Raw genomic sequence first — 26930 nt, 5'->3', positions numbered from 1 at the left:
CTTGCAAGCGTTGCCCGGGGTCGCGCATGGGTGACCGAGTCCTCTTCTGGGCACCACCATTCGATGCCGAGGCAGCAGCCTCGGATATCTGGAAGAAACCCGCAGCGATGCGGGTTTTTTTTCGTCCGCGTTTTTCTTGTCGGCCGCATCGCCGACGCCCGGCGGCTGCGCAGCAGGTCAGGCCGCCGGAGTGCCTTCCAGGTTCTGCGCCTCGCGCACGCAGTTGCGGCCCTCGGCTTTGGCGCGATACATGGCCGCGTCGGCAGCAGCAAACAGCTGCTGCCAGTTGCACTCTCCGCTTTGCCCGATCGCCACGCCGAAGCTGGCGGTCACGTGCAGCCGCGTGGTGCCCGACAGGTGCACCGGCCGCGCGGCGATCGCCGCGCGCAGTGCTTCGGCCAGCGCCGCGGCTGCGCCGGGCCGGCCGTGCGGCAGCAGCAGGGCAAATTCTTCGCCGCCAAAGCGCGCCAGCACGCTTTCCGGCGGCACCAGCGCGCGCATCAGCGCGGCCATGTCACGCAGTACCTGGTCGCCCGCGGCATGACCGTGGTGGTCGTTGATCTGCTTGAAGCGGTCGACGTCGATCAGCACCAGGCTGGCGCGCTCGTGCGCCGCGTACTGCGTGGCCACCAGCTCCAGCGCGCGCCGGTTCAGCAGGCCGGTCAGGCTGTCGGTACGGGCCTGGTGCTCGAGCTGCGCGGTCAGCGAGGCGCGCTCGCGCAGCTTGCGGCGCAGGATATCCAGGGCATCGAACAGCGGCCGCATTTCCGTCGCCGGCGTGGGCGCGGCCTGCGGCGCGGCGTAGAGCGGCTGGCCGCGCTCCTCGGCCAGCCCGATCACATCGTCGCTGGCGCGCAGCAGCGGCAGGAACACCGAGCGCTGCGCAAACACCAGCACGTAACCCAGCATGGCCAGGATCAGCGCGGTGGCGCCGCAGGCGGCGGCCAGTTCACGCAGCGCCTGCGCGCGCGTGGCGGCGAAATGCGCCACCACTTCGTCCAGGAACGCGCTGCGCAGCCGCTCCAGCGGCTGCAGCGTGCGCACGTAGCGATTGGTCAGCTCGGTCGGCGTCATCGAGTAGCGGCCCGATATCCGGCCTTGCGCGACCAGGCTGTCGATCATCGCCAGCCCTTCGCCGAAGAACTGGTGGCTGGTGTCGGCATAGGCCTGTTCCAGCGTGGGCGTGCCGCCGTACATGTTGTAGGCGGCGCCGGTTAGCTGCCACAACGCGAGCAGCCGCCCGCGCGAGCGCGTCGCATCCACCAGGCTCTGCACCGGCATCGGTTGGCGCGCCGCCACCGGCGCCATGATCTGCGAAGCGATGCGGCCGCCATACTCGCGCAGGTCGCCCAGCATCTTGCCGGTCAGCGCGGGCGCGGCCAGGCCCTCGCGGCAGGCCGACAACTGCCGCACCTGCCACGCGATCGCCGGCTGCAGCACGTCGACCACGTCGAACATGTTCTCGATCGCGCGCCGGATCTCGTCCATCTGGCGCTCCTGCAGCGGGCGCGCGGCGAGCTCCTCGATCTGCGCGCGCGCCCGCACCAGGCGCTCGCGCACGCGCTCGACCATCAGCGGCGGCAGGTGGTGGCTGTGCAGCGCGAAGGGCGGCGGCGGCGGTGCCGCCAGGCGCGCCAGCGCCGCGTCGCTGCGCGCGCGGAAGGCGCGCAGGCGTTCGCGCGCGGCGCTGTTGTCAGAGGGTGGCTCGCCCAGCACGCTGTTGGCCGGCCCGCGTTCCGCGGACAGCACGTTGGCGGCGTCCAGCACCAGGCGGTATTCGGAGATGTCGTACAGGTTCTGCCGGGCCGCGGCGAAGTCGCCGTACGAACGCGCGATCACCAGCGTGACCAGCATCACGGTGCACAGTCCGCCGATCGCGGTGGCGATCGCCAGCTTGCGTTTCAGGCTGCTGCCGCGCGCGGGCGTCGGCGCGCTCCCGGCGCCGGGGAATTCACGCTGGCGCGCTCGTTGCCACAGCGCCATAAGGTCTCCTCCCGGCGGCCGCAAGCCGGGCAATGCTTGGAAGATTTGTCATTGCCGCCATTATTGACGAAAAGGCGTGATTTTCGGATAGGGCCCGCCGCGATTTTCTGCACTAACGCCGGCCGCCGCGACGCGCGCGCCCGAACACTCGACGCTAACGCTCGCAGGGCATTTGACCTATGCTCAAGCTCATCGGGCAGGGTACATATAACGTCCCGAAGGTGGTTGCCATGATGCGCTTGTCATCGTCGAGAGAGAGGGAGGCGGGGACTTGCCCCGGTTGGCACCCATGTGCCGCGCACCCGGGACACAGCCTGCATCACCTGCAATGCTGCTGCATCCTTGCCATGCTGATGTGTACGCTGGCCCAAGCGGATGACGCGGTGCCCGAGAGCCACGGCCAGGGGGTATCGGGCTGGGGCTGGGATCTTCCCCCGCCGGCGCAACAGGCCACGGCCGACGTGCCTGACCTGCTGGTCGCCGGCACGAAATCGTCAGACGCGCCGGACGCGCCGGCCCGGCTTGCCGAACCCATCCCCGTCGAGTATGCGGCGCTACCGCCGCCTTCCCCATCATCGTCATTGCCGCTTGCCGTCGGCCCCGGGCCGGACGACGATGCCCCTGGCCTTGCCGCCTTCGACCGCGAAAGCGCTGCGATGCCAGAGCGCCCGCGCCGCATATCGCTGCACCTCGACGACATCACCACCGGTGGCGGGTTTGCCGACAGCCGCGTGCGTACCATGGCGCTGGCCATGGATGCGGTCGTGCCGCGCGCGGGCGGCCTGACCATCCAGCCGCGCGTGCAACTGGCCTACCAGCCAGGCATGCCCGCGGTCAGTGGCGGCATGCCGCCGCAGGCCATGCCCGGCGATTCCAGCGCCACCGGCGTCGGCGTGCGTCTGTACGGCGCCCAGCCCACGCGGCTCGCCGGCATCTATCCGTTCGTGGAAGCGGACTGGTGGCAGGACAGCCGCAAGCAGACCATCAACATCAACGGCACCAAGATCGATACCGACCTGCTGCGCGGATTGTTCTCGTTCAATATCGGCGCGCACGGCAATACGTCGACTGGCGTGAAGCTGTGGTTCAAAGTGAGGGCGGGGCGCAATCCGGGCGGGACGGTCGGGGCGCGGTACCGCTGGTAGCGACACAGGCCGACGAAGCGAGCGGACAATCGAGCGGGCAAAAGAAAAAGGGCTTCCGTTTCCGGAAGCCCTTTCCCGTTCTGCATAGGTGGCGCGGCTGGCAGGATTCGAACCCACGACCCCTTGGTTCGTAGCCAAGTACTCTATCCAACTGAGCTACAGCCGCACACGAGAGGCGCTATTGTAGCGCGGTTTTCAGTTTGTGCAAGCGTTTGGCGAAAAAACTTTTGCCGGCCTTCGCCTGTGCGCCGGCATCGCTATGCCGTCACCTCCGACCAGACCCCGTTAGCCTCGCGTGCCTTGCCGTCATCGCGCAGCTTGATCAGATGCGCCAGCAGCGAGCGCTGCGCAACGGGGTGCATGCGTGGCGGCACGTCGTCATAGACGCGCACGACCAGTTCGCCGACCGATGCGGGCCCCAGTTCGCGCAGCGCGCCGGCCACCTTGGCTTCGCGTTGCAGCCGGTGCCGGATCAGGATGCGGATGGCGTCTTGCGGGCGCGCGATCAGGAAGCCATGTCCCGGTGCCAGCCATTCCAGGTCCTCATCCTGCAATGCGGCCAGGGAATCGAGGTAGGCGCGCATCTCGCCATCGGGCGGGCCGATGACTACGGTCGAGCCCTGCATCACGTGGTCGCCGGTGAAGAGGGTCTTCTCTTCCTCGAGCAGGTAGCACAGGTGGTTCGACGCATGGCCCGGCGTATGGCACACGCGCAAGGTGCAGTCGTCGGCGAGCGCAATGCGCTCGCCATGCGCCAGCTCGCGCTGCGGTGTGAAGGTCGCGTCCTGCCACTGGCCCGCGGGCGCGGAGCGGCCCAGCACGGTGGCGCCGGTGGCGGCCTGCAGCGCGGCGGCGGCGGGCGAATGGTCCACGTGCGTGTGCGTGGCCAGGATCCAGCGGATCGGGCCGGGCGCGGCTTCCAGGATGGCGCGCACGTGTTCGTCATCATCGGGGCCGGGATCGATCACGGCCCACTCGTTGCGTGCACCGCCGCCGACCAGGTAGGTGTTGGTGCCGGGCCCGGTCATCACGCTGCCGTTGTTGGCGGTCACGCGCCAGACACGCCCGGAGAGCTGCACCGGCACGCCGGGCGCCAGCTCGTAGCGGCCGTGCACCTTGCCGTCCGGATCGATGCGGCCGATCTCGGCATAGCACGGCTCGTTGGGCATCACCGGGCGCACGCCGGCCGCGCCGGTGGCCAGCCGCGGCATGATGCAGGCGATGCCGCGCAGCCGCGAGAAGTAGGCAAAGCAGGCTTCGGCGCTGTCGAACTGCGCGATCGCGCTCAGCGTGCGGCGCGTGACGTGCATCATCGGCAGGCCGCTGGCCGGGTCGGCGGCCTCGGCAGGGCGGACCCAGCGGTGCTCCACGATCTCGCTGCCATCGGGAACGACTTCCTGGGCTTCGGGCGCGATGGCGACGAAGAAGCGCGTGTCGAAGCGCTTGGGCAAGCCGGGCGGCGTCAGCCAGTAGCTGTGATAGGCGAGCCGGTCGGCCGCGAGCCGCAGCCCCAGTTGCTCGCATGCATGCGCGAGACCGGGGCCGCCGCGCTGCACCGCCTCGCGCAGCAGCGCCTGCCCGGCCGCGCCGAGTTCATGCGGCGACTGCAGCCGACCGTCGCGGCCGTAGGCGAACAGCAGGCCGGCTTCTTCAAAACATTCGCGCACGGCGGCCACGTAGAAGTCCAGGCCGCCGGCGGGCAGGCCCAGCCGCTCGCTGGCGCTGGCGTCGTCCAGGCCATGGGCATGCGCGTGCAGCCCCTTGTCCTGCACGTCGAGCGTGCCGCCGGGGAATACGTAGGCGCCGCTGCTGCGGTCGTTGGCGCGCTCGACGCGGCGTACGATCAGCACTTCCATGCCGCCCGGCGCGTCGCGCACGACGAGCAGGCTGGCGGCATTGCGCAGCAGCGGAGTGGGGGTGGCAGGGCGGTTGCCGTTTGTCTCTGTGGTTGTCATTGTGTCGGCATCTTGGGTGTGCTTTGCGGCGCGGCGCGGTGCCGTGCCGGCATGGCAGGCCGGCGCCGGGAGCCCATAGTGTAGCCGCGTTGAAAGATTCGCCATCCCCGGGGATGGCCGGGCGTTCGGGGTGGGCGGTAGCGAGCGCCGGCTTTGGCTTTTCCCACCAGACGCAGTAATCTGATAGCTCCGCTTCACTTTTTGGGGCCGCGAATTGCCTTGACGCAGGCCCCGCAGGAGGTCCAGTGTGATCCGAGCATCGACCCTGTGCCTGCCGCTGGCGTGCCTGCTGGCCGCCTGCGAAACGCCGCCGCAAATGGCGCCGCGCCCGGTCCCGCCCCCGGCCACCCGCATCACGGAAGCGCCGCAGGTCGACACCCGGGCCGCATCGGCCGCCTGCGAGCCGGCGGTGGTCGAAGCGCTCAAGCGCCGCTACCCGCAGCCCGGCAGCGTCATGCTGATGGCCGACCGCGAGCAGTACTACCCTCGGCCCAACGCGCAGACCTCGGTCAATGGCGAGGGCGTGTTCGAGCCGGATAACAGTTCGTCGTCGATCGGATTCCACTATGCGTGCTTGTACAACGCGCGCACGGGGAAGGTCGATGATGTGCAGATGCGCTATTGAGGGGAGAGCACATGCCATACCTGATCGAAACCGTCGACAAGCCCGCCCACCAGCACGTACGCCAGGCCACCCGCGCCAGCCACCTGGACTACCTGGAAGCCAACAAGGCGCTGCTGCTGGCCTGCGGCGCCAAGCTCAACGACGATGGCTCGGATGCCGGCGGCGGCATCTATATCGTCGATGTCGACACCCGCGAGGCGGCACAACAGTTCATCGATGCCGATCCGTTCGCCGAGGCCGGCCTGTTTGCCGAGGTTCGTATCGTGCGCTGGCGCAAGGCCTATCTCGGCGGCGCCCGGTTTATCTGACCGGCGCCACGCGTACCCGACGCCATTCGGCAAGCAAGGTAGCGGCCGCCGACGTTTATCGAATGTCCTATGTGCTTTATCATGCGCGTTTTCGTTCCGTCCTTTGTATCGAGACTACGCCGCGCCGCGCCCGGATAGCGCTTGGTGCGCTTGCCCGCGCTGCCCCACCTCGGAGCAATTGACAGGCGCCAGCCTGCGGGACAAGATGCGGACGGAACAAGATGCGCCTCCGGAAAGACATGCCGGCAGTCATAGCCGCACCGCCCGGACAAGCCGCAAGAACATAGGGAAACGGGGTCATGAAGCCTTCCTTTCGTCAACTGGCGAGCGCGGTCGCGCTCGCCCTCATGCTGTCCGGCTGCGCCTCCGCACCTGACAATGTTGCCAGCCCGGCCGTCGCCGGGCAGCCGCCGTCCGACCAAGCCATGAAGGCCTTGTCCGCCGAGGTCTTCACGTACGCCTATCCGATCGTGCTGATGGACGTGACGCGCGAGCTGATGACCGCGCGCACGCCGGTCAACACCTTCAGCCACAAGCGCACCTTCCCGGACGCGAGCTTCACCGACGTGGTCAGCCCCAATGCCGACACGCTGTACTCGTCGGCCTGGCTCGACCTGTCGCAGGAGCCGGTGATCCTGTCCGTGCCCGACACCAACGGCCGCTATTACCTGATGCCGCTGATGGATGCGTGGACCAATGTGTTCGCGTCGCCGGGCAAGCGCACCACCGGCACCCGCCGCGGCAATTTCGTCATTACCGGGCCTGACTGGCGCGGCACGCTGCCCAAAGGCATGCAGGAGATCCGCTCGCCCACGTCGATGGTCTGGCTGATCGGCCGCACGCAGGCCAATGGCAAGCAGGACTTCCCGGCGGTGCACCGGCTGCAGGACCAATACCGGCTGACGCCGCTGTCGGCCTGGGGCAGCGGTCGGCGCGTGCCGGACAAGGCCACGCCGCGCGCGACCACGGTCGACACGCAAAGCTCGCCGGTCGAACAGGTGGCCGCGATGGACGCGCAGGCGTTCTTCACGCGCTTTGCGTCGCTGCTTCCGGCCAACCCGCCGGCATTGGCCGACAGCGCCATGGTCGACAAGATCCGCCGCATGGCCATTACCCCCGGCGTGCCGTTCAAGACCACGGTGATGGAGCCCTCCACCGCGCGCGCGGTGCAGGAAGGCGCCACCTTGGCGCTGGCTGCGATCGTCCAGGGCGCGCGCAAGGGCAATGCCGATGCCGGCAACGGCTGGGTCATGCATCGCGACCTGGGCTCGTACGGCACCAACTACGGCCGCCGCGCGGTGATCGCGTGGGTGGGGCTGGGCGCCAACCTGCCCGAGGATGCGATCTACGCCTCCGCCCGCACCGATGCCAACGGCAAGCCGCTGCAGGGCGGGGCGCGCTACGTGCTGCATTTCGACAAGGGGCAGCTGCCACCGGCGCGCGCGTTCTGGTCGCTGACGCTGTACAACGACGGCCAGGCCTTCATTCCCAACCCGATCAACCGCTTCGCCATCGGCAGCCGCGACCGCCTGCGCTACAACCGCGACGGCTCGCTCGATATCTATATCCAGCACGAGCGCCCGAGCGCATCCAAGGTATCGAACTGGCTGCCGGCACCGCCCGACGGCCTCAACATGATGCTGCGCGCGTACTGGCCGGAGCGGGCGCTGCTCGACGGCAACTGGATGCCGCCGGCGGTGATGCGCGTGAACTGACGCCCGTCACGGCGCAACCGGCAAAAAAAGGCCGCATGCCTGCGAGGGCATGCGGCCTTTTTGCCCTCATGCCGGCCGGCGCAGCGCTCAGAAGTTGTAGCGCACGCCCGCGTAGAAAGCCCGTCCCGTGCCCGGATAAAACACCGCGGTATTGGCCGTGCGCGCATCCGCCACCGTGCTGAAATCGCTGACGTAGCGCTTGTTGGCGAGGTTGCGCGCATCGAGGAACAGCGTGACGCCGCGCGCGAACGTATAGCTGGCCTGCACGCCGAACAGCACGTAGGCCGGTACTTTCATGGTGTTGGCGTAGTCGACGTAGGCACCGGTCGGCACCCAGTCGATGGTGCCTGCCACGCGCAGCCCGGAGGCGCGGCTGTAGGCGATGGTGGTGCGCAACACGTGCTCCGGCACGCCGGCGATGCGGTTGTTGCCGTACTGCGGATCGTTGTCGAAACGGAAATCGCTGTAGTTCCATAGCTGCGACAGCGTCAGCCTGTCGCCCGGGCCGGCCAGGTTCTGCAGCAGGTCGGCCGTGATGCTCAGCTCGACGCCTTGCAAAGTGGTGCGGTTGGCATTGAAGCTGGCGGCCGGCACGTTGGGATCGACGGTGAACTGCAGCAGCTGGTCGCGCACCAGCGAGCGGTACAGTGTCACGTCCCAACCCAGCCGTTCGGTGCGCCCGCGCGTGCCCATTTCCAGTGTCCAGCCGTGCTGCGCTGCCAGCGGCACGAAGCGGGTGGTGGTGCCGATGGTCTGGTTCAGGTCGGTGAAGTCAGGCACGTCGGCGCTGCGGGTGATGTCGGCAAAGGCCTGGATATCCTGCGCCGGTTGCCACAGCACGCCGAACTTCGGATTGACGCCGCTGTAGTGGGTATCGTCCGACTTCGGCGTCGGGTTGGCGGCGAGCCCGCCGAAGTCCTGGTAGCGGCGCTGGCTGTAGTACGCCTTGGCCCCGGCCATCAGCGCGACCGTGGGCGTGACCCACAAGCGGTCTTCCAGGAAGGCCTCGTAGTTGTAGGCGTCCTGGCGCGAGTTCAGCGTCTGCGCGCCGCGCGCACCGGACACGTTGACATACTGGAGCGCGTCGTTGTTGCCGCCGAAAAAGCGCGCCCCGGCGATCAGCTGGTTGCGCAGGCCCGCCACCGTCTGCGTGCCGGTATAGCGCGGCGCGATGCCATAGGTCCAGCTGTCCTGGTCGATCACCTGGAAGATCGGGTGGTACAGGTCCTTGTGGATGGCCCAGCTGGCGATATCGAGCTGGCCGCTGGCGAGCTTCAGCGTGGTGACGTTGGCCAGGCGCACGGTGCGCGTATTGCGTGCCTGGTCTCCGGCGAGCGCGCTGGCCGATGCCTTGGTGGGGTCGTTCAGCGCATCCTGCAGCGACAGCGCGCCCGGCAGCAGCTGGTCGACCACGTAGGCGCCCAGGTAGAAACGCGTCTCCAGCTGCGGCGTGAAGCGGTAGCCGAAGTTGGCATTGAGCTGCTCGTACTGGCCGCGCGAGTGGTCGCGCCAGCCCTCGGAATGATTGACGCTCAGGTTGGCCAGGAAGTCGAACTGGCCAATTTGGCGCGACACCTGCCCGCTGGCGCGCACGGTGCCGAAGCTGCCGCCTTCCAGGCGCACCGCGTTGGGCGATTCGGCGGTGAAGGCGGTAGGCGTGGTGAAGTTGATCGCGCCGCCCAGCGTGGTGCTGCCATAGGCCAGGCCGTTGCCGCCCTTGTAGACCTCGGCCGCCGACAGCCCGGCGGGATCGATCTGGTAGAAGTCGCCGCTGCCGTCGGCAAAATTGGTCGGCACGCCGTCCTGCAGGATTTCCAGGCCGCGCGTATGGAAGCCGCGTGCCACGCCCGAGCCGCGCACCGACAGGCGCAATTCCTGCCCGTAGCGTTCTTCCACATAGACGCCGGGCGAGTCCTTGAGCACGTCGCGCAGATTGAATGCGTACGTGTTGGCGTAGCCGGCGGCATCGACAAAGCCGATCGAACCTGCCGATTCGAACAATGCCGAGCGCTGCGCGGCGACGCCTGGCGCGGTCAGCGATCCGGGCGCCGGGGCGGTGGCGGTAACGGTGGGGAGGGTGGGCGGTTCGGCGGTGTCAGGCGCGGCCTGCGCCAGCGCGACGCCGGTGAATGCGGCGGCCGGCAGCACGGCTGCGTGGCCCCAGTGGCGGGCTCGTTTCATCGATATCCTTATGCCGGCACATCGGCGCCCCTTGCTGGATGCTCGCCTCTCCCAAGGCGGGGCGCCGGTGCTCTGAGTGTAAGGCAGAGAGCCGGCAAGGATACGTAGACAATGGCAGCGCTACGCTGCGACACAGCGCCGCATGCGGCGCACGCCGCACCGGCGCTGCACCGGGTCAGTGCGCTTGCGTGGTGCAGCCCACGCAGGCGCCGCTGGCGTGTTGCGCCGCGGCTGCGGGAGCGGTCGATTTGCTGACCCGCTTCCATGCGGTCGCCGGCACCGACCATTGCTCGCGCAGCGCGCGGGCCGCGCTCACCATATTGGCCAGCGCCGCTTCGGTTTCTTCCCAACCGCGCGTCTTCAGGCCGCAGTCCGGGTTGACCCACAGCCGCTGCGGCGGCACCACCTCGCAGGCGCGGTTGAGCAGCCGCTCCATCGCCTGCACCGACGGCACGCGCGGCGAGTGGATGTCGTAGACGCCCGGCCCGATCTCGTTCGGGTAGTCGAAGTCGCCAAAGCCTTCCAGCAGCTCCATTGCCGAGCGCGAGGTCTCGATGGTGATCACGTCCGCGTCCATCGCGGCGATCGACGGCAGGATGTCGTTGAACTCCGCATAGCACATATGGGTGTGGATCTGGGTCTGGTCCTGCACGCCGCTGGCCGAGAGGCGGAAGGCGGTGACGGCCCAGTCCAGGTACGCATCCCAGTCTGCACGGCGCAGCGGCAGGCCTTCGCGCAGCGCCGGTTCGTCGATCTGGATCACGCGGATGCCGGCATGTTCCAGGTCGCAGACCTCGTCGCGGATCGCCAGTGCCAGCTGGCGCGCGGTGGTGGCGCGCGGCTGGTCGTCGCGCACGAAGGACCATTGCAGCATGGTGACGGGGCCGGTCAGCATGCCCTTCATCGGCCGCTCGGTCAGCGACTGGGCGTAGCGCGCGGTCTCGACCGTCATCGGCTCGGGACGGTACACGTCGCCGTAGATCACCGGCGGCTTGACGCAGCGCGAGCCGTAGCTCTGCACCCAACCGTTCTCGGTAAAGCCGTAGCCGCACAGCTGCTCGCCGAAGTACTCCACCATGTCGTTGCGCTCGGCCTCGCCATGCACCAGCACGTCCAGCCCGAGTTCTTCCTGCTTGCGCACGGCCAGCGTGATCTCGGCGCGGATGCGCTCCAGGTATTCCAGCGCGCCGATCTCTCCGCGCTTGCAGGCCGCGCGGGTCTGGCGGATGGCGGCGGTCTGCGGGAATGAGCCGATGGTCGTGGTCGGCAGCAGCGGGAGTTGCAGCGCCTGGCGCTGGCGTTCGATGCGTTCCGCAAAGGGGCTGGCGCGTCGGGCCATGTCGGCGGTAACGTCTGCCAGGCGCTGCTGCACGCGCGGGTTGACCACGCGGCGCGACTGGCGGCGCGAGGCCTGGGCGGCGTCGGATGCGGTCAGCGCTTCGGCGACGGCGGCATCGCCCTCGTTCAGCGCGCGCGCCAGCACCGAAAGTTCATCGAGCTTTTCCGTGGCAAAGGCCAGCCACGACTTGAGTTCGGCATCGAGGCGCACTTCGTGTGCGAGCGAGACCGGCACATGCAGCAGCGAGCACGACGGCGCCAGCCACAGGCGCTCGCCCAGCGCGGCGTGCAGGGGCCGCAGCGTGTCCAGCACGCGGCGCAGGTCGGTGCGCCAGATATTGCGGCCGTCGATCACGCCGGCCGAGAGCACGGCATGCGCGGGCAGCGCGGTCTGCCATGCGGCCAGTTGCGCCGGTGCGCGCACCAGGTCGATATGGAAACCGTCGACGGGCAGGGCGGCGGCGCGCTGCGCGTGATCAGCGGCGGTGTCGAAATACGTGGCCAGCAGCAGCTTCGGGCCTGCATCGCGCAGGCCGGCATAGGCCGTGTCGAATGCATCGAGCCAGGCCGGTTCCAGGTCCAGGCACAGTGCCGGCTCGTCGATTTGCACCCACTCGATGCCGCGTGCCTTGAGCTGGCCGAGGATGCGGCGATAGGCCTGCACCAGCTTCGGCAGCAACGTCAGGCGGTCAAAGCCGGCCACATGGCTCTTGGACAGCCACAGGTAGGTCACCGGCCCGATCAGTGCCGGGCGGGCGCGCAGGCCTTGCGCCAGCGCTTCATCGGTTTCCTCGAAGAACCACGCCGGGCCGCCGTCGAACGTCGTGTCGGCGTCCAGTTCCGGGACCAGGTAGTGGTAGTTGGTGTCGAACCACTTGGTCATCTCCATCGCCGGCTGCTCGCGGTTGCCGCGCGCCAGTTCGAAGTACTGCGTCAGCGTGAGCTGCGCCGCGTCGAAGCCGAAGCGGCGCGGCAGCGCGCCCAGCAGCGCGGTCAGACTCAGCATCTGGTCGTAGTAGGCAAAGTCGCCGGTGGCGACCGTGTCCAGGCCGCGCTCGGCCTGCAGTTGCCAGTGGCGGCGGCGCAGTTGCGCAGCCGTGTCGCGCAGCGCGGCTTCGGTGCTGTCGCCGCGCCAGAAGGCCTCCTGTGCGAATTTCAGTTCGCGGCGCTCGCCGATGCGGGGAAAGCCGAGGATATGGGTGCGTGCCATGTGTTCTTGCTCCGGAAGATGTCTGGCACACAGTGTCCGTTTGCCCGTAAAATGAATCAAGCGACAAGTTTTAAACAACATATGAATCGATTTCATACGAGGGTGCATCTGCCGGGCGGCGAGGGCGGCGCATGATCGAAGTCCGCCATTTCCGCTCGCTGGTCGCGATTGCCGAATCCGGCAAGCTCGCCACCGCGGCCGAGCGCGTGCACGTCAGCCAGTCGGCGCTATCCCACCAGATCAAGGCGATCGAGGCGCACTACGGCCTGCCGCTGTTCGACCGCACCCGGCAGGGGCTGCGCTTCACGCCCGCGGGCGAGCGGCTGCTGGCGCTCGCCCGCGAGGTGCTGGCGGCGGTCAGCGCGGCCGACCGCGATATCGAACGGCTCAAGGGCGACACCCGCGGCGAACTGCGCGTGGTGCTGGAATGCCATACCTGCTTTGACTGGCTGATGCCGGTGATGGACGAGTTCCGCCGCCGCTGGCCCGAGGTGGAGGTGGACCTGGTGGCCGGCTTCCACGCCGACCCGATCGCGTTGCTCGGCGAGGGCCGCGCCGACATGGTGATCGGCTCGCAGCCGGCGGTGCGGCGGGGGCTGGAGGTGGCGCCGCTGTTCCGCTTCGAGATCTTGGCGGTCATCGCCAACGAGCACCGGTTGCGCAACAAGCGCCGCATCGAAGCCGCCGACCTGGCCGGCGAGACGCTGATCACCTATCCGGTGCCGGAGCAGCGCATCGACCTGATCCGTGAAGTGCTGGAGCCTGCCGGCATCCGGCTGGAACGGCGCACCGCCGAACTTACCGTGGCCGTGCTGCAGCTGGTGGCGAGCCGCCGCGGCGTGGCGGCGCTACCGAACTGGGGCGTGAAGAACTACGTCGACCACGATTATGTGCTGGCCAAGCGCATCGGCGCCCGGGGCCTGTGGAGCGAGCTCTATGCCACGGTGCCGGTGGCGATGGCGGGGCGGCCGTATGTGGCGGACTTCGTCTCGATCGTGCGCGACACCTGCGCGGCGCAGCTCGACGGCATCGAGCTGCTGCCGCAGGCGGCATAAGGCGGGCGAGTTCAGGCGGGCAGGGCGAGCGCCGCGTCGCTGTCGGCGCGGCGCGTGACGGCACGCGGGGCGGGATCTGACGGGGCATCGCCATCCGGGTCATCCACGTCCGCGAACAGCAGCTCCACATCAAAGCCGTTGTCCAGCCGGCGCAGGAACAGCCACAGCAGGTTGGCATCGCCAGCGGTCAGCGTGGCGTGCAGCACTGCCTCGTGGGTGGCGTCGAAGCTGAACTGCGCGGGCGCCAGCCCGGTGCGGCGGGCATTGGCGAGTACCCATTCCATGGCGCCGAACAGGTCAGCGGTGTCGAGTCGCAGCGAAAGGCGCAGGGTAGGGAGGGTAGTGGCGGACATGTGGCGTTTCCGGCAGGTATATCGATGAAGTAAATTTACCAGCCGGCACGCAAAATTGGCTTCTTAAATTTCTGCGGTTTTAAATTATGTCGAGAATAAACATCCGTCTGTGACAAAATACGTGGATATTTCTTCTTTTCGAGATCGCCGCCATGGCCCAGCTGCCCAAACTCGACGAAACCGACCGCCGCATCCTGCGCGAACTGCGGCGCGATGGCCGCCTGTCCAATGCCCGCCTGGCCGAGCAGGTCGGCCTGTCCGCCACGCCATGCTGGAACCGCGTGCGGGCGCTCGAAGAGAGCGGGGTGATCGAAGGGTACGCCGCGCTGCTGAACCAGAAGGCGCTGGGGTTGCCGGATACCGTGTTGATCGAGGTCACGCTGGAACGGCATGACGACGACATGCTGTACCGCTTCGGCAAGGCGCTGGCGGAACTGCCGGAAGTGATGGAGGCCTACCTGCTGACCGGCGACTATGACTACCTGATCAAGGTCGCCGTGGCGGGCACGCAAGGCTATGAGGAATTCCTGCGGCACAAGCTTTACAAGTTGCCAGGCCTGCGCCACAGCCGCTCGACTTTCGTGCTGCGCACGCTCAAGCGCGAGCCGTCGGTTGAGCCCTGAACCGCCGGTCAATGGCAATCGCTAGGCCGTCCTCAGCACCTCGGCGGTAGTGTTCCGCAACGCCCGCAGTGCCTCGTTGCATTGCTGCGGCGTGGTCGGGTGGACCAGCAGGGCCCAGCGGCCGAGTTGCACGGCTTCGCGCACCGGCGTGATCACCAGCTGATGATCCGGCCGCGCCGTGACCAGGCCGGCCAGCAGCATGCCGAACACCAGGCCCAGGAAGATGGCCGCGCCGGCGGCGGGGCGAGGGTTCTGGATGACGGCCTCGATGCCCTGCCGGTGCAGGATCCCGACGACGGCAAGCCCGATCACCGTGCCCAGCGCCCCCATCATCAGGTGCGCTCGGATCGCGGTCCGCACGGTGCCATCGTTATCGGGCTCCAGCTTGCGGCCGAAGTGCGCCTCGTACGGGTGCACCAGTCGCACCTGGCCGCGCTTGAGGTGCGCCTCATAGCAGACACGCTCGGCGGCGCTGCTGGCGGCGGATTTGGTGTCGAACAAGGCCGCGATCTTGGTACTGGCTGCTTCCGCGCTCAAGGGATTGGCGCTCATGGTGAACTCCTGCAAGAGCCCGCGGCAGCCGCCAGGTGATGCGCCATGCGCACCGGCCCCCTGGCATCCCCCCGAGCCGTATCCGTTAACTTGAGTCTATAGACCCCTTTGAAGCGGCTGCATAAGTGGGGTGCGCGTGCTGCTGTAGGAATTGGCCGACGCCCCCGGTGGGGCCCGCTGTGGGGAATCCGAGCGCGAACCCGCAATTCCGCTCATAATGTCGCCGGTGCCGGGCAGCCCCAGCACGATTGACCACGAATTCCGGTATGAACGACACAGAAATTGAGCTGATCGATTCGGCACGCCTGCCGACCCGGTTCGGCGACTTCACGGCGCACGCATTCAAGGGCGCCCATTCAGGCATCGAGCACCTCGCGCTGAGCGTGGGAGACGTGACGGGCGACAACGTCCTGATCCGCCTGCATTCCGAATGCCTGACCGGAGACGTCTTCGGTTCCTGCCGCTGCGACTGCGGTCCGCAGCTCGAGCTTGCCATGGAGAAGATCGCCGCCGAAGGCCGCGGCATCCTGCTGTACCTGCGCGGCCACGAAGGCCGCGGCATCGGCCTGGCCGAGAAGATCCGCGCCTATCGGCTGCAGGACGGCGGGCTGGACACGGTCGACGCCAATCTGGCCCTTGGGCAGGCGATCGACGCACGCAACTACGCCTTTGCCGCCGACCTGCTGCACCAGTGGGGCGTTACCTCCGTGCGGCTGATGAGCAACAATCCGCTCAAGGCTGCCGCGCTGGAGAAGGCCGGCATCAAGGTGGTGGAGCAGATGCGCCACATCGTGCCGTCCAATGCCGAGAACGAAAAATACCTGGCGACCAAGCGTACCCGCATGGGGCATTTGCTCGACTGATGCCTGAAGCAGCCAGGGCCGCCCGTCCAGGCTGACTGACGCCGGTCACCATCTTTCCCGGCCGGCTTCCCCCATACTGTCCTAGCCGTTTCCCTGACTGCGACTTCCTGTCGCGCGCTGCTTTTCAATGCGACCCTCCCCCTGAGCGTCACACCTCGTCTTGGGATCCTGGCCAGCGACTGGCCCGAAGCCCGGCGCAGGGGATCCACGCCAGTACCTCGGCATTTACGGTCTTGTAGGCAAATGCGGTGTCGTGGTCGCCGTCTTTCTGCAGCGTTTCGCCACGGCATGTTCCACGCCGCCGGCATCCACGGCCAGGGCATCTACGTCGACCCGAAGGCCGAGCTGACCATCGTCCGGTACGCGTCGCACCCCGTGGCGGGGAATGCTGCGAACAATCCGATTACGTTCCGTGCGTTCTGGGCGTTGGCGGAAACGTTGATGCGGTAACGCGATTGCCAGCAGGGCGCAGCGAATGACCCGCGCCCGGCAGCACCGGGTCTTTACCTGTCCGTGGTCGATTAGCCAGGATGGGTCGCCCCGTCGCGCGGTACCACCTCCGCTGCGATCCGCTCCCCATGGTCGCGCTGCGCGATCTTCAGGTCATGGGTGACCTGCAGATTCATCCAGGAGCGCGCATCGCCGCCGAAATAGCGCGCCAGGCGCAGCGCGGTGTCCGGCGTGATGCCGCGCTGCTCGCGCACGATGTCGTTGATGCGGGCGGGGGTCACGCGTAGTGCCAGGGCCAGCGCATTGGCGCTCATGCCTAGTGGCACAAGGTATTCCTCGCGCAGTATTTCGCCCGGGTGGATGGGGGGCATGCCGCCTTCGAAGCGAGCCATATTGTTGTCCTCAGTGATAGTCAACGATCTCGACAGCCGCGGGGCCGTCATGCGTCCAAATAAAGCAGATTCGCCACTGTCCGTTGATGCGCTGTAGCGGCCCTTGCGATCGCCGCCAAGCATTTCCAGGCGGTTGCCCGGTGGCGAACGCAGGAATTGCAGGGACATCGCTTCGTTGAGCATGCGCAGCTTGCGGAAGCCCACCGCACGAATATTGGCAAAGCTCGGCACAAAGCGGCCTGCGAACAACTCGGCGGTGTCGGCACATCTGAATGACTGGATCATATCGTATATCGGTAATCGATAAATAGTAAAGAAGCGAAATTGCGCGAGGACCGTGTCCCTCCCCAAATGAAATCGCCTTACCGATGCCGCCACACCGTCACGCTTCTGATTTCGAGTGAAGCGGTCGATACCAAATCTTTACCAAACTGTTACACTGTATGGATGTACAGTATCCGCGCTGGCACTCCGACAGCGTGAACCGCTGGCCCAAGCGGCCCCGGCCGCTGTGCTATGGTGGTTCTCTTGCCAGGCCGTATAGGCCATCCGCCGGCCCCTCCCTGTCTCTCCCTTAACGCCCTGATTCGAAAGAGAAATCGTGTCGAGCAAGCAGCTAATCCGCATTCGCGGCGCCCGCCAGCACAACCTCAAGAATGTCGATCTCGACCTGCGCCCCGGCGAGATGACCGTGGTGACCGGGCCGTCCGGCTCGGGCAAGTCCAGCCTGGTGTTCGACACGCTCTATGCCGAAGGCCAGCGCCGCTACGTCGAGACCTTCAGCGCGTATGCCCGCCAGTTCCTGGACCGCATGGACCGGCCGCAGGTGGAGCGCGTGGACGGCGTGCCGCCGGCCATCGCCATTGACCAGACCAACCCGGTGCGCAGCTCGCGCTCGACCGTTGGCACGATGACGGAGCTGAACGACCACCTGAAGCTGCTCTATGCCCGCGCGGCGGAGCTGTTCGACAAGCAGACCGCGCAGCCGGTGCGCCATGACTCGCCGGAAACCATCTACGCCGAGCTGCTGGCACGCACGGCCGCAGGCCAACCGCACCACGATGCGCGCCTGGTCGTGACCTTCCCGGTCGAACTGCCGGAATCGGCCACCGACGAGGAAGTCCAGCAGTGGCTGTCGGTCAGCGGCTATACCCGCGTGCAGGCGCAGCGCGTGGTGCAGTCGCCGACCGGCGCGCGCAAGATGCTCGACGTGGTGGCCGACCGTTTCCGCATCGGCAACGCCGAGAAGGTGCGCGTGGTGGAGGCCATCGAAGCCTCGCTCAAGCGCGGCGGCGGGCGCGTCAATATCTACGTGCTGACGGATGGCGACGACGGCCCCGTGTGGCGTTTCTCCACCGGCCTGCACAGCCCCGACAGCGACCTGCGCTATGCCGATCCGCAGCCGGCGCTGTTCTCCTTCAACTCGGCCTACGGCGCCTGCGAGACCTGCCGCGGCTTCGGCCGCGTGATCGGCGTCGACCTCGGGCTGGTGATTCCCGATGCGCGCAAGACGCTGCGCGGCGGCGCGATCAAGCCGATGCAGACCCCGGCCTGGAAGGAGTGCCAGGACGACCTGATGCGCTACGCCGGCAAGGCCGGCATCCCACGCGACACGCCCTGGGCGGAGATGACCGAGGCCGAGCGTCACTGGGTCATCCACGGCTCGCCGGACTGGAACGGCCAGTGGAACAAGCACTGGTACGGCGTGATGCGGTTCTTCAGCTACCTGGAGTCGAAGGCCTACAAGATGCACATCCGTGTGCTGCTGTCCAAGTACCGCAGCTACACGCCGTGCGAAACCTGCGGCGGTGCACGCCTGAAGACCGAATCGCTGCTGTGGCGCCTGGGATCGAAGGACAACGCCGACGCCGTGCTGGCGCCGGAACGCCGCTTCCTGCCGCACGGCGTGGACTGGGACCGCACCCAGCTGCAGGCGCTGCCGGGTTTGACCGTCCATGACCTGATGCTGCTGCCGATCGAGCGCATCCGCCGCTTCTTCGACCACCTGACCCTGCCCAGCGCCATGCTGGACGATGCGCTCAAGCTGCTGCTGGCCGAAGTGCGCACGCGTCTGAAATACCTGTGCGATGTGGGCCTGGGCTACCTGACGCTGGACCGCCAGAGCCGCACGCTGTCCGGCGGCGAGGTGCAGCGCATCAACCTGACCACGGCGCTCGGCACCTCGCTGGTCAATACGCTGTTCGTGCTGGACGAGCCTAGCATCGGCCTGCACCCGCGCGACCTGAACCGCATTGTGGAGGCCATGCACCGGCTGCGCGATGCCGGCAATACGCTGGTGGTGGTCGAGCACGACCCCTCGGTGATGCTGGCCGCCGACCGCCTGATCGACATGGGCCCGGGCCCGGGCGAGCGCGGCGGCAACATCATCTTCGACGGCACGCCGTCGGCTATCCGCGGCGCCGACACGCTCACCGGCGACTACCTGGGCGGGCGTCGCCGCGTGGCCGATGCCTCGCACTGGCAGCGCCGCCCGGTGGACGACAAGCTGCCGCGCATCGTGCTGGAAGGCGCGACCCAGCACAACCTGCAGGACGTGACCGTAGCGATCCCGCTGCAGCGGCTGGTGTGCGTGACCGGTGTCTCCGGCTCGGGCAAGTCCACGCTGCTGCAGGACGTGCTCCATCCCGCGATGGCGCGCCACTTTGGCAAGGCGACCGAATCGCCGGGGGCGTACCGCAAGCTGAGCGGTGTGGAGCTGGTCGATGACGTGGTCTTTGTCGACCAGTCGCCAATCGGCAAGACCGCGCGTTCCAACCCCGCCAGCTACGTCGGCGCGTTTGACGAGATCCGCAAGATTTTTGCCAAGGCGCCGCTGGCGCTGCAGCGCAGCTATACCGCCGGCACCTTCAGCTTCAACTCCGGCGACGGGCGCTGCCCGACCTGCGGCGGCTCGGGTTTCGAGCACGTCGAGATGCAGTTCCTCAGCGACGTCTACCTGCGCTGCCCGGACTGCGACGGCACCCGCTACCGCCCCGAAGTGCTGGAGGTGAAGATCGAGCGCGCCGCGCCCGGCCAGCCGCCGCGCTTGCTCAGCATTGCCGACGTGCTGGAGCTGACCGTCAGCGAGGCCGCGGCCTGCTTTGCCGGCGATACGGCCGTGCTGCGCGTGCTGCAGCCCATTGTCGACGTGGGCCTCGAATACATGAAGCTGGGCCAGCCGGTGCCGACGCTGTCGGGCGGCGAGGCGCAGCGCCTGAAGCTGGCCGGTTTCCTCGCCGAAGCCGCGCAAGCAACGCCATCCAGGACCCGCGCCAGCACCATGCCGCGCCGGCTCTTCATGTTCGACGAACCCACTACGGGCCTGCACTTCGACGATATCGCCAAGCTCATGCGCGCCTTCGGCAAGCTGCTGGACGGCGGTCATTCGCTGATCGTGATCGAGCACAACCTGGACGTGATCCGCGCGGCCGACTGGCTGGTCGACCTGGGCCCCGAAGGCGGCGATGCCGGCGGGCGCGTGGTCTGCACCGGCACGCCGGAAGACGTGAAGGGCTGCGTCGAATCGCATACCGGCCAGGCGCTGATCCACTATGACGCGGCGCTGGGTGGAGCCGGCACGCTGGCTGCCGAGCGTGCGGAGGTGGAGGGCGTGCCGCTGCAGACCGCACTGCAGGCACGCCGCGCGCGCCGCGAGATCGAGGGCGAGGACGTGGTGCGCATCGTCAACGCGCACGAGCACAACCTGAAGTCGCTCAGCGTCGATATCCCGCACGGCAAGTTCAACGTGGTCACCGGCGTATCCGGCTCGGGCAAGTCGACGCTGGCGTTCGATATCCTCTTCCACGAGGGCCAGCGCCGCTACCTGGAATCGCTCAACGCGTATGCGCGTTCGATCGTGCAGCCGGCGGGCCGGCCCGAGGTCGACGCGGTCTACGGCATCCCGCCCACGGTGGCGATCGAGCAGCGCCTGTCGCGCGGCGGCCGCAAGAGTACGGTGGCGACGACGTCCGAGGTCTGGCACTTCCTGCGCCTGCTGTACGTCAAGCTGGGCATCCAGCACTGCGTGCATGACGGCGCACCGGTGACCTCGCAAAGCCCGGAATCGATCGCTGCGCAGCTGCTGCGCGACCATCGCGGCCAGCATGTGGGGCTGCTGGCGCCGCTGGTGGTGAACCGCAAGGGCGTCTATACGGATCTCGCCAAGTGGGCCAAGGCGCGCGGCAACACGCACCTGCGCGTCGATGGCGAATTCCTGCCGGTGGACCCGTGGCCGCGCCTCGATCGTTTCCGCGAGCACACCATCGAGCTGCCTGTCGGCGACCTGGTGGTCACGCCGGAGAACGAAGGGGAGCTGCGCGCGCTGCTGGCGCAGACGCTCGAAGCCGGCAAGGGTGTGATGCACCTGCTGGCGCCGCTGGATGGCCTGGACCATGCCATGACCAACGGCGGCACCGCGCACGTGGGCGAGGTCAAGGTGTTCTCGACCAAGCGCGCCTGCCCGGTATGCGGCACCAGCTATCCCGAGCTGGATCCGCGCATGTTCTCGTACAACAGCAAGCACGGCTGGTGCGGCACCTGCGTCGGCACCGGCCTGGCGCTCACGCGCGAGCAGCGCGCGGCCTACGACGACACCGTGCTGGCCGAAGACAACCGCGGCCGCGAGCAGAGCCTGCCGTCCGAGGAGCAGGAGCCCGAAGGCGTGGGCGACACGCCGTGCCCGGACTGCCACGGCACGCGCCTGAACCCGGTCGCACGCGCGGTGACGTTCGACGAGAACGCCATCGTCGAGGTAGCGCAGTGGACCGTGTCCGAGACGCGCCGCTGGGTCGACGGCCTGCGCCTGACCGGGCGCGATGCCGAGATCGCCCGCGACGTGGTCAGCGAGATCGGCAGCCGCCTGCAGTTCCTGGAAGAAGTGGGCCTGGGCTACCTGAGCCTGGACCGCGCCGCGCCGAGTCTTTCCGGTGGCGAGGCCCAGCGCATCCGCCTGGCCGCGCAACTCGGCAGCAACCTGCAGGGCGTCTGCTACGTGCTGGACGAACCCACCATCGGCCTGCACCCGCGCGACAACCAGATCCTGCTCGACGCGCTGCGCAAGCTCGGCGACAAGGGCAATACGCTGGTGGTGGTGGAGCATGATGAAGACACCATCCGCCGCGCCGATCACATCATCGACATCGGCCCCGGCGCCGGCAAGCGCGGCGGCACGCTGGTGGCGCAGGGCGGCGTAGCCGACCTGGCCGCGGCGCCCACGTCTACCACCGGCCAGTTCCTGGCGCAGCCGATCATCCACCCGCTGCAGGCACGGCGCACGGTCAGGCCGGGCGCGGCCGGCAAGCCGGCCGATCCGCCGGAATGGCTGACCGTGCATGGCGCGTCGCTGCACAACCTGCGCAACGTCAACGCGCGTATTCCGCTGTCGCGGCTGGTGGCCATCACCGGCGTGTCGGGCTCCGGCAAGTCCACGCTGGCGCGCGACGTGCTGATGACCAACCTGCTCGATGCGGTGGGCCGTTCGGTGCTGTCGTCGCCGGCCACGCGCCGCGCGCGCAATGCCGCGAAGGGAGAGGCCAAGGCGGCGAAATCATCGGCGAAGAAGCCGCTCAACGTCGAACACAACTGGCATGGCTGCGACGCCATCGCCGGCTGGGGATCGATCGACCGCGTGCTCGAAGTCGACCAGACCCCGATCGGCAAGACCCCGCGCTCGTGCCCGGCGACTTACATCGGCGTGTGGGACACCATCCGCCGGCTCTTTGCCGATACGCTGGAAGCGCGCGCCCGCGGCTACACCGCCTCGCGCTTCTCGTTCAACACCGGCGACGGCCGCTGCCCGGCGTGCGAAGGGCAGGGCGTGCGCACCATCGGCATGAGCTTCCTGCCGGACGTGAAGGTGCCGTGCGACGTCTGCCACGGCCAGCGCTTCAACCCGGAGACGCTCGCCGTCACCTGGCGCGGCAAGAATATCGGCGACGTGCTGACGATGGAGATCGACGAGGCGGTGGAGTTCTTCTCCGCGATGTCGAACATCGCCCATCCGCTGCAGCTGATGAAGGACGTGGGGCTGGGCTACCTGACGCTGGGCCAGCCCTCGCCAACGCTGTCCGGCGGCGAGGCGCAGCGCATCAAGCTGGTGACCGAGCTGAGCAAGGTGCGCGACGACATCACCCGCCGCGGACAGAAGGCGCCGCACACGCTGTACGTGCTGGACGAGCCCACCGTGGGCCTGCACATGGCCGACGTGGCCCGGCTGATCCGCGTGCTGCACCGGCTCACCGACGGCGGCCACAGCGTGGTGGTGATCGAGCACGATCTCGACGTGATTGCCGAGGCCGACTGGATCATCGACCTGGGGCCGGAAGGCGGTGCGGGTGGCGGCACCATCGTCGGTGCGGCCGATCCGGAGCGGCTGTCGCGCATCGCGGCCAGCCATACCGGGGCCGCGCTGGTGCCGGTGCTGGCGCGCGGCCAGTCGGCGACGGGCATGCCGGCGGAGGCGGGCGCAGTGGGCATCGCGTAGCGAGCGTTGCACAAGCGGAACGCGCACGGGCACGCCTTTCGCTTGCCCATGGTTACTGGCGTGCACATCGCGCCCCTGAACGGAGGTAACCATGAAGCATATCCGACCCAGCCGCATTCTCGCCGCGGTGGCCCTTGCGGCCGCCGCGCTCCCCGCCATGGCGCAATCGCCGGGTACGCCGCGCGGGACCTATGATCCGTATTCGCAAGGCGCACGCAGCACCGAGAAGTTCGACCCGTACTCGCAAGGCGCCAACGCCCCTACGCGGCAGGACCTGGCACCGGCGCCGGAGGCCCAGCCGTCGACCGTGCCGGCTCAGCCTGGCATGCCTGGCGCGACGATGCAGCGCACCCCGGACCCGTCTATGGACAGCACGCGCTGGGGCAGCCCCGACCTTGGCCGTCCGCTCGGCCGGCGTAACCAGTTCCTGGACGGCGGCGGCTGATCGACACAACTGTCCCCGGCCATTGATGCCAGCCACACCGGTCCCGCGCGATCAGCGCGCAGGACCGGCATCCCCTTTCCTTGACGGACCGGCTGGACGCAGACGTTTGGCAGACGTCTCGCAGACTTCACGCAGGGAAGGCACGGCCAATGCGAATGCACCCGGACTTACCGCCCCTTGTAAATCCTGCCCAGCAGCGTGACCTGGACGGCGCGCCCCCGGCCACCAGCGCCGCGGCCACCGCCGCACAGTGCGGGCCGTTGCGCGCGGAGGACCTCACGCGCATGACGGTCGTCAGCTACAACATCCACCGTGCCGTGGGCACGGACCGCCGCTACCGCCCGGACCGCATCGCCGCGGTGCTGGAGGAACTCCGCGCCGATATCGTCGCGCTGCAGGAAGTCGAATCCGGCAGCAGCAACGACCACACGCTGGAATACCTGGCCGGCCATACCGGCATGCATGTGGTGTCAGGTTTTACACGCGTGCGCGGCAATGCCGATTACGGTAATGCGCTGCTGACCCGTTTCGCGCCGCAGGCGGCCAACCAGATCGACCTGACGGTAAAGGGCTGCGAACCACGCGGCGCCATCGACGTGACGCTGGCCTGCACCGCGTTGGGCCACGCCAGCGAACTGCGCGTGATCGCTACCCACCTGGGTCTGCGCCCGGGCGAGCGCCGCCACCAGGTGCAGCAGTTGCTGAACTACATCGCCACCGCGCCGCCATTGCCGACCATCCTGCTGGGCGATGTCAACGAGTGGTTCTTGTGGGGCCGCCCGCTGCGATGGCTGCACGCGTATTTCGAGCATACGCCGCACACCGCGACATTCCCGTCGCGCATGCCGGTGTTCGCGCTGGACCGCATCTGGGTGTCGCCGCGCGCCCACCTGGTATCCGTGGCCAGCCACCGCAGCCCGCTGGCGCGCGTGGCGTCGGACCACCTGCCGCTGCTGGCTTGCTTCGAGGTGCCGGCGCAGCCGCAACCGACCGCGCAGGACACCGCATTGCATCCTTCCCGGACAACCGAAGCCAACCGAGGAGCTACCCCATGAGACACAGCGATGACGACTATCCGCGCAGGCGCGGCGACGACGACTACCTGCGCCGGCGTCCCGACCACCAGTACGGCGGCAACGACCAGGGCTACAGCGGCATCCCGGCGCAGGCACGCAACCGCCGCCAGCGCGACCTCACCGCGGGCCGCTATGGCAATACCGCGGAGCGCCTGCCGCGCGACGAGACCCGCGAAGCCGGGCGCGGCGAAGAGGGCTGGTATGGGTACTATGTCGAGGAGGAATGGCGCCGGCCGTACGAGCCGCGTCATGCCGCCGGCGCCCCGCGCGATGAACAGTTCGAGGACGAATGGTCAAGGCGGCGCGAAGGGATGGCACCGCGTGGCGCGGGTTACGGCCGCTATGCGGGCGCGCAGGACCGGCGCGGCTGGCCCGAGGGGCCGCCCCGCGGCGAGTACGGTGGATACCGCCAATACGATGAATACGGCGGCTATGTGCCGGGCGACTGGGACACGCCGCAGCCGCGCTGGCAGCGTGGCGCCGGCCCGAAGAACTATCGCCGCGACGATGACCGGGTCCACGACGAAGTCTGCAACCGGCTGGCGCGACACGACGAACTGGATGTGAGCGAAGTCTCGGTGCGCGTGCAGGACGGCGTGGTGACGCTGGAAGGCCACGCCCTCGACCGCCGCTCCAAGTACGAGATCGAGGAACTCGCCGAGCGCGTGTTCGGCGTGAAGGACGTCATCAACCATATCCGGGTGCGGCACTACGGCATGCTCGCCTCGGAATGACAACGGCGGCGGCCCCGCCAACGCGGGACCGCCGCCTGTCGCATTTCCAGGGACTTCCAGGGACCTTCCGACCGGCCTCCAAACCGGCCTTCCAACCGGCATTCCAACCGCTCAGGACCTGCCCTTGCCTTCGCCGGTGCGCGGCGGGTGTGGCGGCTGCTCATCGCGGTCGTCGGTGCGGTCGGCCTTGTCGACCGGCATGTCGGCGGGCAGCCCTTCAGCGGCGCGCACGACTTCATCGGCGATCTCTTCCTCGGGGGACTCGTCTTCCGTCGGGGTGTGCGCTTCCTCCTCGCGCTGGACGATTTCGTCCTCGATATCGTCGGTCTCCTGGTCGAGGTCCGGATCCAGCGTACTCGGGATATTGCCGGCCTCGGCACGCGCGGCGCGCGACGCGGTTTGGTCGCGCGAGCGCTTGCCCGCGGCCGCGGCGTGCGGCGCACTGTGCCGCATGGCGGGAGTGCCGCCCACGCGGTCACCGTGGCGTGCGCCGGTACGGATGGTCTTGCTCATGGTCTCTCCTGTGCATTGGCGCCGGCGACGTCAGGTGTTCTCCACCGGCGGTTCGCTTTCCTCGGGGTTGCCGCCGCGGCGCTTGACGGAAGGCGGCTCGCCGTTTTCGTCGGGGATGTCATGCTCGCGCTCGACATCGTGGCGGCGGTCGCGCCCGGGCTTGCCCCGTTCATGCTCGGTGTCCGGTCCGCCCTTGTGCGGATCGCGGGGCTCGGTGCGGCGCCGGGTGGTGTCGTGGTCGGGCTGGCGGTGGGTGGTCATGGCGTCTCCCTCGGTGTGAAAGCAATCGCAGATAGGCGTATCGGTGCGCTAGTCGGTGCCGGCACGCAGTTCGTCGGACACGGCGGTCACGCCGCGCACCGAGCGCGCCAGATCCATGGCCATGGTGCGCTGCTTGTCGTCGCGCACGGTGCCTTCCAGCCTGACTACGCCATCGGTGGTCGAGACGCGGATCTTGGCCGGATCCAGCGTGCGCGCATTGGCCAGGCGCGCGCGCACTTCGGTGGTAATGGCGCGGTCGCTGGCGGCTTCAGTGTCGCGCGGCGCGGCCGTGCGGCCGGTGGACGACGGCGCGGGCGGGGCATCGGTCGGGGCGGCCGGGATGGCCTGGGAGGCGGCCATCGCCAGCACCGCGAGCGGCAGCGTCAGGCGGGCGCCGTGCAAGCGTAGACGGGATGTCATGACGATCCTCCTGTTTTCGGCGGCGGGCAAGGCGGTTCCTGTCCGCATCTGGCTTTGACCTGCAAGCTCCGTTCCCGCCGCAATGCGGCGCTGGCGAGCCTTCCCTGCCATGGCCGCACGTTGGGAAAGCCGGAGTCCGGAAGTCACTGGGTCCCCGCCTGCGCGGGGACGACGCGCCGGGGCCCGATGCGGCACAACCCCGCACGCCTCTCGTGGCGTCGCGACGCCTGTTCTCAGCTTAGGCCTGCCACG

Annotated in this window: 21 protein-coding genes, 1 tRNA gene and 2 pseudogenes; 12 read left to right on the top strand and 12 right to left on the bottom strand. The window is 68.3% G+C overall.

Annotated features, from left to right (window positions below; all coding sequences use genetic code 11):
• Positions 1-177 precede the first annotated feature (177 nt).
• Complete coding sequence (locus K307_RS14235; protein ID WP_042879044.1) at positions 178-1983, bottom strand: GGDEF domain-containing protein; 1806 nt, start codon at positions 1981-1983, stop codon at positions 178-180.
• A 230-nt stretch (positions 1984-2213) separates the two neighbouring features.
• Here K307_RS14235 and K307_RS14230 point away from each other — a divergent pair, with 230 nt between their 5' ends.
• Positions 2214-3128: a hydrolase gene (locus K307_RS14230; RefSeq protein ID WP_042882022.1), complete on the top strand. Its 915-nt coding sequence runs from the start codon at positions 2214-2216 to the stop codon at positions 3126-3128.
• A gap of 89 nt (positions 3129-3217) precedes the next feature.
• Here K307_RS14230 and K307_RS14225 read toward each other — a convergent pair.
• Both K307_RS14225 and K307_RS14220 read right to left on the bottom strand, forming a co-directional pair.
• A tRNA-Arg gene (locus tag K307_RS14225) sits at positions 3218-3294 on the bottom strand.
• 91 nt (positions 3295-3385) lie between these two features.
• Positions 3386-5083 carry an MBL fold metallo-hydrolase gene (locus tag K307_RS14220; RefSeq protein ID WP_042879042.1) on the bottom strand — a complete coding sequence of 566 codons (1698 nt, stop codon included), beginning with the start codon at positions 5081-5083 and terminating at the stop codon, positions 3386-3388.
• A 247-nt stretch (positions 5084-5330) separates the two neighbouring features.
• Between K307_RS14220 and K307_RS14215 the strand changes: the two genes are divergently transcribed.
• From K307_RS14215 to K307_RS14205, 3 genes are all read left to right on the top strand, one after another.
• The gene (locus K307_RS14215; protein WP_042879040.1) at positions 5331-5708 is read left to right on the top strand and encodes a hypothetical protein; all 378 of its coding nucleotides are present in this window, start codon (positions 5331-5333) and stop codon (positions 5706-5708) included.
• An 11-nt stretch (positions 5709-5719) separates the two neighbouring features.
• Complete coding sequence (locus K307_RS14210; protein ID WP_042879039.1) at positions 5720-6016, top strand: YciI family protein; 297 nt, start codon at positions 5720-5722, stop codon at positions 6014-6016.
• A 299-nt stretch (positions 6017-6315) separates the two neighbouring features.
• Positions 6316-7731: a DUF1254 domain-containing protein gene (locus K307_RS14205; RefSeq protein WP_042879038.1), complete on the top strand. Its 1416-nt coding sequence runs from the start codon at positions 6316-6318 to the stop codon at positions 7729-7731.
• Positions 7732-7818: 87 nt separating this feature from the next.
• On the opposite strand, the gene K307_RS14200 is transcribed toward K307_RS14205, so the two are convergent.
• Both K307_RS14200 and metE read right to left on the bottom strand, forming a co-directional pair.
• The gene (locus K307_RS14200; RefSeq protein ID WP_042879036.1) at positions 7819-9912 is read right to left on the bottom strand and encodes a TonB-dependent receptor family protein; all 2094 of its coding nucleotides are present in this window, start codon (positions 9910-9912) and stop codon (positions 7819-7821) included.
• Between the two features lie 175 nt (positions 9913-10087).
• Entirely contained in the window at positions 10088-12460 is a 2373-nt protein-coding gene (metE, locus tag K307_RS14195; RefSeq protein WP_042879035.1) for a 5-methyltetrahydropteroyltriglutamate--homocysteine S-methyltransferase, read from the bottom strand.
• Positions 12461-12591: 131 nt separating this feature from the next.
• On the opposite strand from metE, the gene K307_RS14190 reads away from it, so the two are divergent.
• Positions 12592-13515 (top strand): LysR family transcriptional regulator, encoded by a 924-nt coding sequence (locus K307_RS14190; RefSeq protein ID WP_042879034.1) that lies wholly within the window; start codon positions 12592-12594, stop codon positions 13513-13515.
• Between the two features lie 11 nt (positions 13516-13526).
• Here K307_RS14190 and K307_RS14185 read toward each other — a convergent pair whose 3' ends face one another.
• Positions 13527-13868: a hypothetical protein gene (locus K307_RS14185; protein ID WP_042879032.1), complete on the bottom strand. Its 342-nt coding sequence runs from the start codon at positions 13866-13868 to the stop codon at positions 13527-13529.
• 152 nt (positions 13869-14020) lie between these two features.
• On the opposite strand from K307_RS14185, the gene K307_RS14180 reads away from it, so the two are divergent.
• Positions 14021-14491, top strand: a complete 471-nt coding sequence (locus tag K307_RS14180) for an Lrp/AsnC family transcriptional regulator (protein ID WP_042879030.1) — start codon at positions 14021-14023, stop codon at positions 14489-14491.
• Between the two features lie 21 nt (positions 14492-14512).
• Here the strand turns inward: K307_RS14180 and K307_RS14175 are convergent, their stop codons facing one another.
• Positions 14513-15043, bottom strand: coding sequence for a hypothetical protein (locus K307_RS14175; protein WP_042879029.1), 531 nt, complete (start codon positions 15041-15043; stop codon positions 14513-14515).
• 266 nt (positions 15044-15309) lie between these two features.
• On the opposite strand from K307_RS14175, the gene ribA reads away from it, so the two are divergent.
• On the top strand, positions 15310-15906 hold the full coding sequence (gene ribA / locus K307_RS14170) for a GTP cyclohydrolase II (RefSeq protein ID WP_042879026.1): 597 nt from the start codon (positions 15310-15312) through the stop codon (positions 15904-15906).
• Between the two features lie 282 nt (positions 15907-16188).
• A pseudogene (locus K307_RS46125) lies at positions 16189-16356 on the top strand (6-aminohexanoate hydrolase); the annotation flags it as partial.
• A gap of 71 nt (positions 16357-16427) precedes the next feature.
• Here K307_RS46125 and K307_RS14165 read toward each other — a convergent pair.
• Positions 16428-16748, bottom strand: coding sequence for a HigA family addiction module antitoxin (locus K307_RS14165; RefSeq protein ID WP_042882021.1), 321 nt, complete (start codon positions 16746-16748; stop codon positions 16428-16430).
• Between the two features lie 10 nt (positions 16749-16758).
• Positions 16759-17033 (bottom strand): annotated as a pseudogene (locus tag K307_RS46120) (type II toxin-antitoxin system RelE/ParE family toxin).
• Between the two features lie 316 nt (positions 17034-17349).
• On the opposite strand from K307_RS46120, the gene uvrA reads away from it, so the two are divergent.
• The 4 genes from uvrA to K307_RS14145 all read left to right on the top strand — a co-directional run bounded on the left by uvrA (position 17350) and on the right by K307_RS14145 (position 25484).
• Positions 17350-23229: an excinuclease ABC subunit UvrA gene (gene uvrA, locus K307_RS14160; protein WP_042879025.1), complete on the top strand. Its 5880-nt coding sequence runs from the start codon at positions 17350-17352 to the stop codon at positions 23227-23229.
• A 91-nt stretch (positions 23230-23320) separates the two neighbouring features.
• Positions 23321-23674, top strand: a complete 354-nt coding sequence (locus K307_RS14155) for a hypothetical protein (protein WP_042879022.1) — start codon at positions 23321-23323, stop codon at positions 23672-23674.
• A 155-nt stretch (positions 23675-23829) separates the two neighbouring features.
• On the top strand, positions 23830-24729 hold the full coding sequence (locus tag K307_RS14150; RefSeq protein WP_419187153.1) for an endonuclease/exonuclease/phosphatase family protein: 900 nt from the start codon (positions 23830-23832) through the stop codon (positions 24727-24729).
• Positions 24726-25484: a BON domain-containing protein gene (locus K307_RS14145; protein WP_051974880.1), complete on the top strand. Its 759-nt coding sequence runs from the start codon at positions 24726-24728 to the stop codon at positions 25482-25484. Before K307_RS14150 ends, K307_RS14145 begins: the two co-directional genes overlap by 4 nt.
• A gap of 111 nt (positions 25485-25595) precedes the next feature.
• On the opposite strand, the gene K307_RS14140 is transcribed toward K307_RS14145, so the two are convergent.
• The 3 genes from K307_RS14140 to K307_RS14130 are packed head-to-tail and all read right to left on the bottom strand — an operon-like array spanning position 25596 to position 26678.
• Entirely contained in the window at positions 25596-25997 is a 402-nt protein-coding gene (locus tag K307_RS14140) for a hypothetical protein (protein WP_042879020.1), read from the bottom strand.
• Positions 25998-26027: 30 nt separating this feature from the next.
• Positions 26028-26258, bottom strand: coding sequence for a hypothetical protein (locus K307_RS14135; protein WP_042879019.1), 231 nt, complete (start codon positions 26256-26258; stop codon positions 26028-26030).
• Positions 26259-26306: 48 nt separating this feature from the next.
• Positions 26307-26678 carry a BON domain-containing protein gene (locus K307_RS14130; protein WP_042879017.1) on the bottom strand — a complete coding sequence of 124 codons (372 nt, stop codon included), beginning with the start codon at positions 26676-26678 and terminating at the stop codon, positions 26307-26309.
• Between the last annotated feature and the right edge of the window lie 252 nt (positions 26679-26930).

Source organism: Cupriavidus necator A5-1, assembly GCF_000744095.1.
In the GTDB taxonomy this organism is placed as follows: Bacteria; Pseudomonadota; Gammaproteobacteria; order Burkholderiales; family Burkholderiaceae; genus Cupriavidus; species Cupriavidus necator_A.
This window is presented reverse-complemented; position numbering and strand designations above follow the sequence as displayed.

What these genes read in the sequence shown, in the direction of transcription:
- K307_RS14235 (WP_042879044.1), bottom strand. Translation starts at nt 1,983, where the DNA reads ATGGCGCTGTGGCAACGAGCGCGCCAGCGTGAATTCCCCGGCGCCGGG.
- K307_RS14230 (WP_042882022.1), top strand. Translation starts at nt 2,214, where the DNA reads ATGATGCGCTTGTCATCGTCGAGAGAGAGGGAGGCGGGGACTTGCCCC.
- K307_RS14220 (WP_042879042.1), bottom strand. Translation starts at nt 5,083, where the DNA reads ATGACAACCACAGAGACAAACGGCAACCGCCCTGCCACCCCCACTCCG.
- K307_RS14210 (WP_042879039.1), top strand. Translation starts at nt 5,720, where the DNA reads ATGCCATACCTGATCGAAACCGTCGACAAGCCCGCCCACCAGCACGTA.
- K307_RS14205 (WP_042879038.1), top strand. Translation starts at nt 6,316, where the DNA reads ATGAAGCCTTCCTTTCGTCAACTGGCGAGCGCGGTCGCGCTCGCCCTC.
- K307_RS14200 (WP_042879036.1), bottom strand. Translation starts at nt 9,912, where the DNA reads ATGAAACGAGCCCGCCACTGGGGCCACGCAGCCGTGCTGCCGGCCGCC.
- metE (WP_042879035.1), bottom strand. Translation starts at nt 12,460, where the DNA reads ATGGCACGCACCCATATCCTCGGCTTTCCCCGCATCGGCGAGCGCCGC.
- K307_RS14190 (WP_042879034.1), top strand. Translation starts at nt 12,592, where the DNA reads ATGATCGAAGTCCGCCATTTCCGCTCGCTGGTCGCGATTGCCGAATCC.
- K307_RS14185 (WP_042879032.1), bottom strand. Translation starts at nt 13,868, where the DNA reads ATGTCCGCCACTACCCTCCCTACCCTGCGCCTTTCGCTGCGACTCGAC.
- K307_RS14180 (WP_042879030.1), top strand. Translation starts at nt 14,021, where the DNA reads ATGGCCCAGCTGCCCAAACTCGACGAAACCGACCGCCGCATCCTGCGC.
- K307_RS14175 (WP_042879029.1), bottom strand. Translation starts at nt 15,043, where the DNA reads ATGAGCGCCAATCCCTTGAGCGCGGAAGCAGCCAGTACCAAGATCGCG.
- ribA (WP_042879026.1), top strand. Translation starts at nt 15,310, where the DNA reads ATGAACGACACAGAAATTGAGCTGATCGATTCGGCACGCCTGCCGACC.
- K307_RS14165 (WP_042882021.1), bottom strand. Translation starts at nt 16,748, where the DNA reads ATGGCTCGCTTCGAAGGCGGCATGCCCCCCATCCACCCGGGCGAAATA.
- K307_RS14155 (WP_042879022.1), top strand. Translation starts at nt 23,321, where the DNA reads ATGAAGCATATCCGACCCAGCCGCATTCTCGCCGCGGTGGCCCTTGCG.
- K307_RS14150 (WP_419187153.1), top strand. Translation starts at nt 23,830, where the DNA reads ATGCACCCGGACTTACCGCCCCTTGTAAATCCTGCCCAGCAGCGTGAC.
- K307_RS14145 (WP_051974880.1), top strand. Translation starts at nt 24,726, where the DNA reads ATGAGACACAGCGATGACGACTATCCGCGCAGGCGCGGCGACGACGAC.
- K307_RS14140 (WP_042879020.1), bottom strand. Translation starts at nt 25,997, where the DNA reads ATGAGCAAGACCATCCGTACCGGCGCACGCCACGGTGACCGCGTGGGC.
- K307_RS14135 (WP_042879019.1), bottom strand. Translation starts at nt 26,258, where the DNA reads ATGACCACCCACCGCCAGCCCGACCACGACACCACCCGGCGCCGCACC.
- K307_RS14130 (WP_042879017.1), bottom strand. Translation starts at nt 26,678, where the DNA reads ATGACATCCCGTCTACGCTTGCACGGCGCCCGCCTGACGCTGCCGCTC.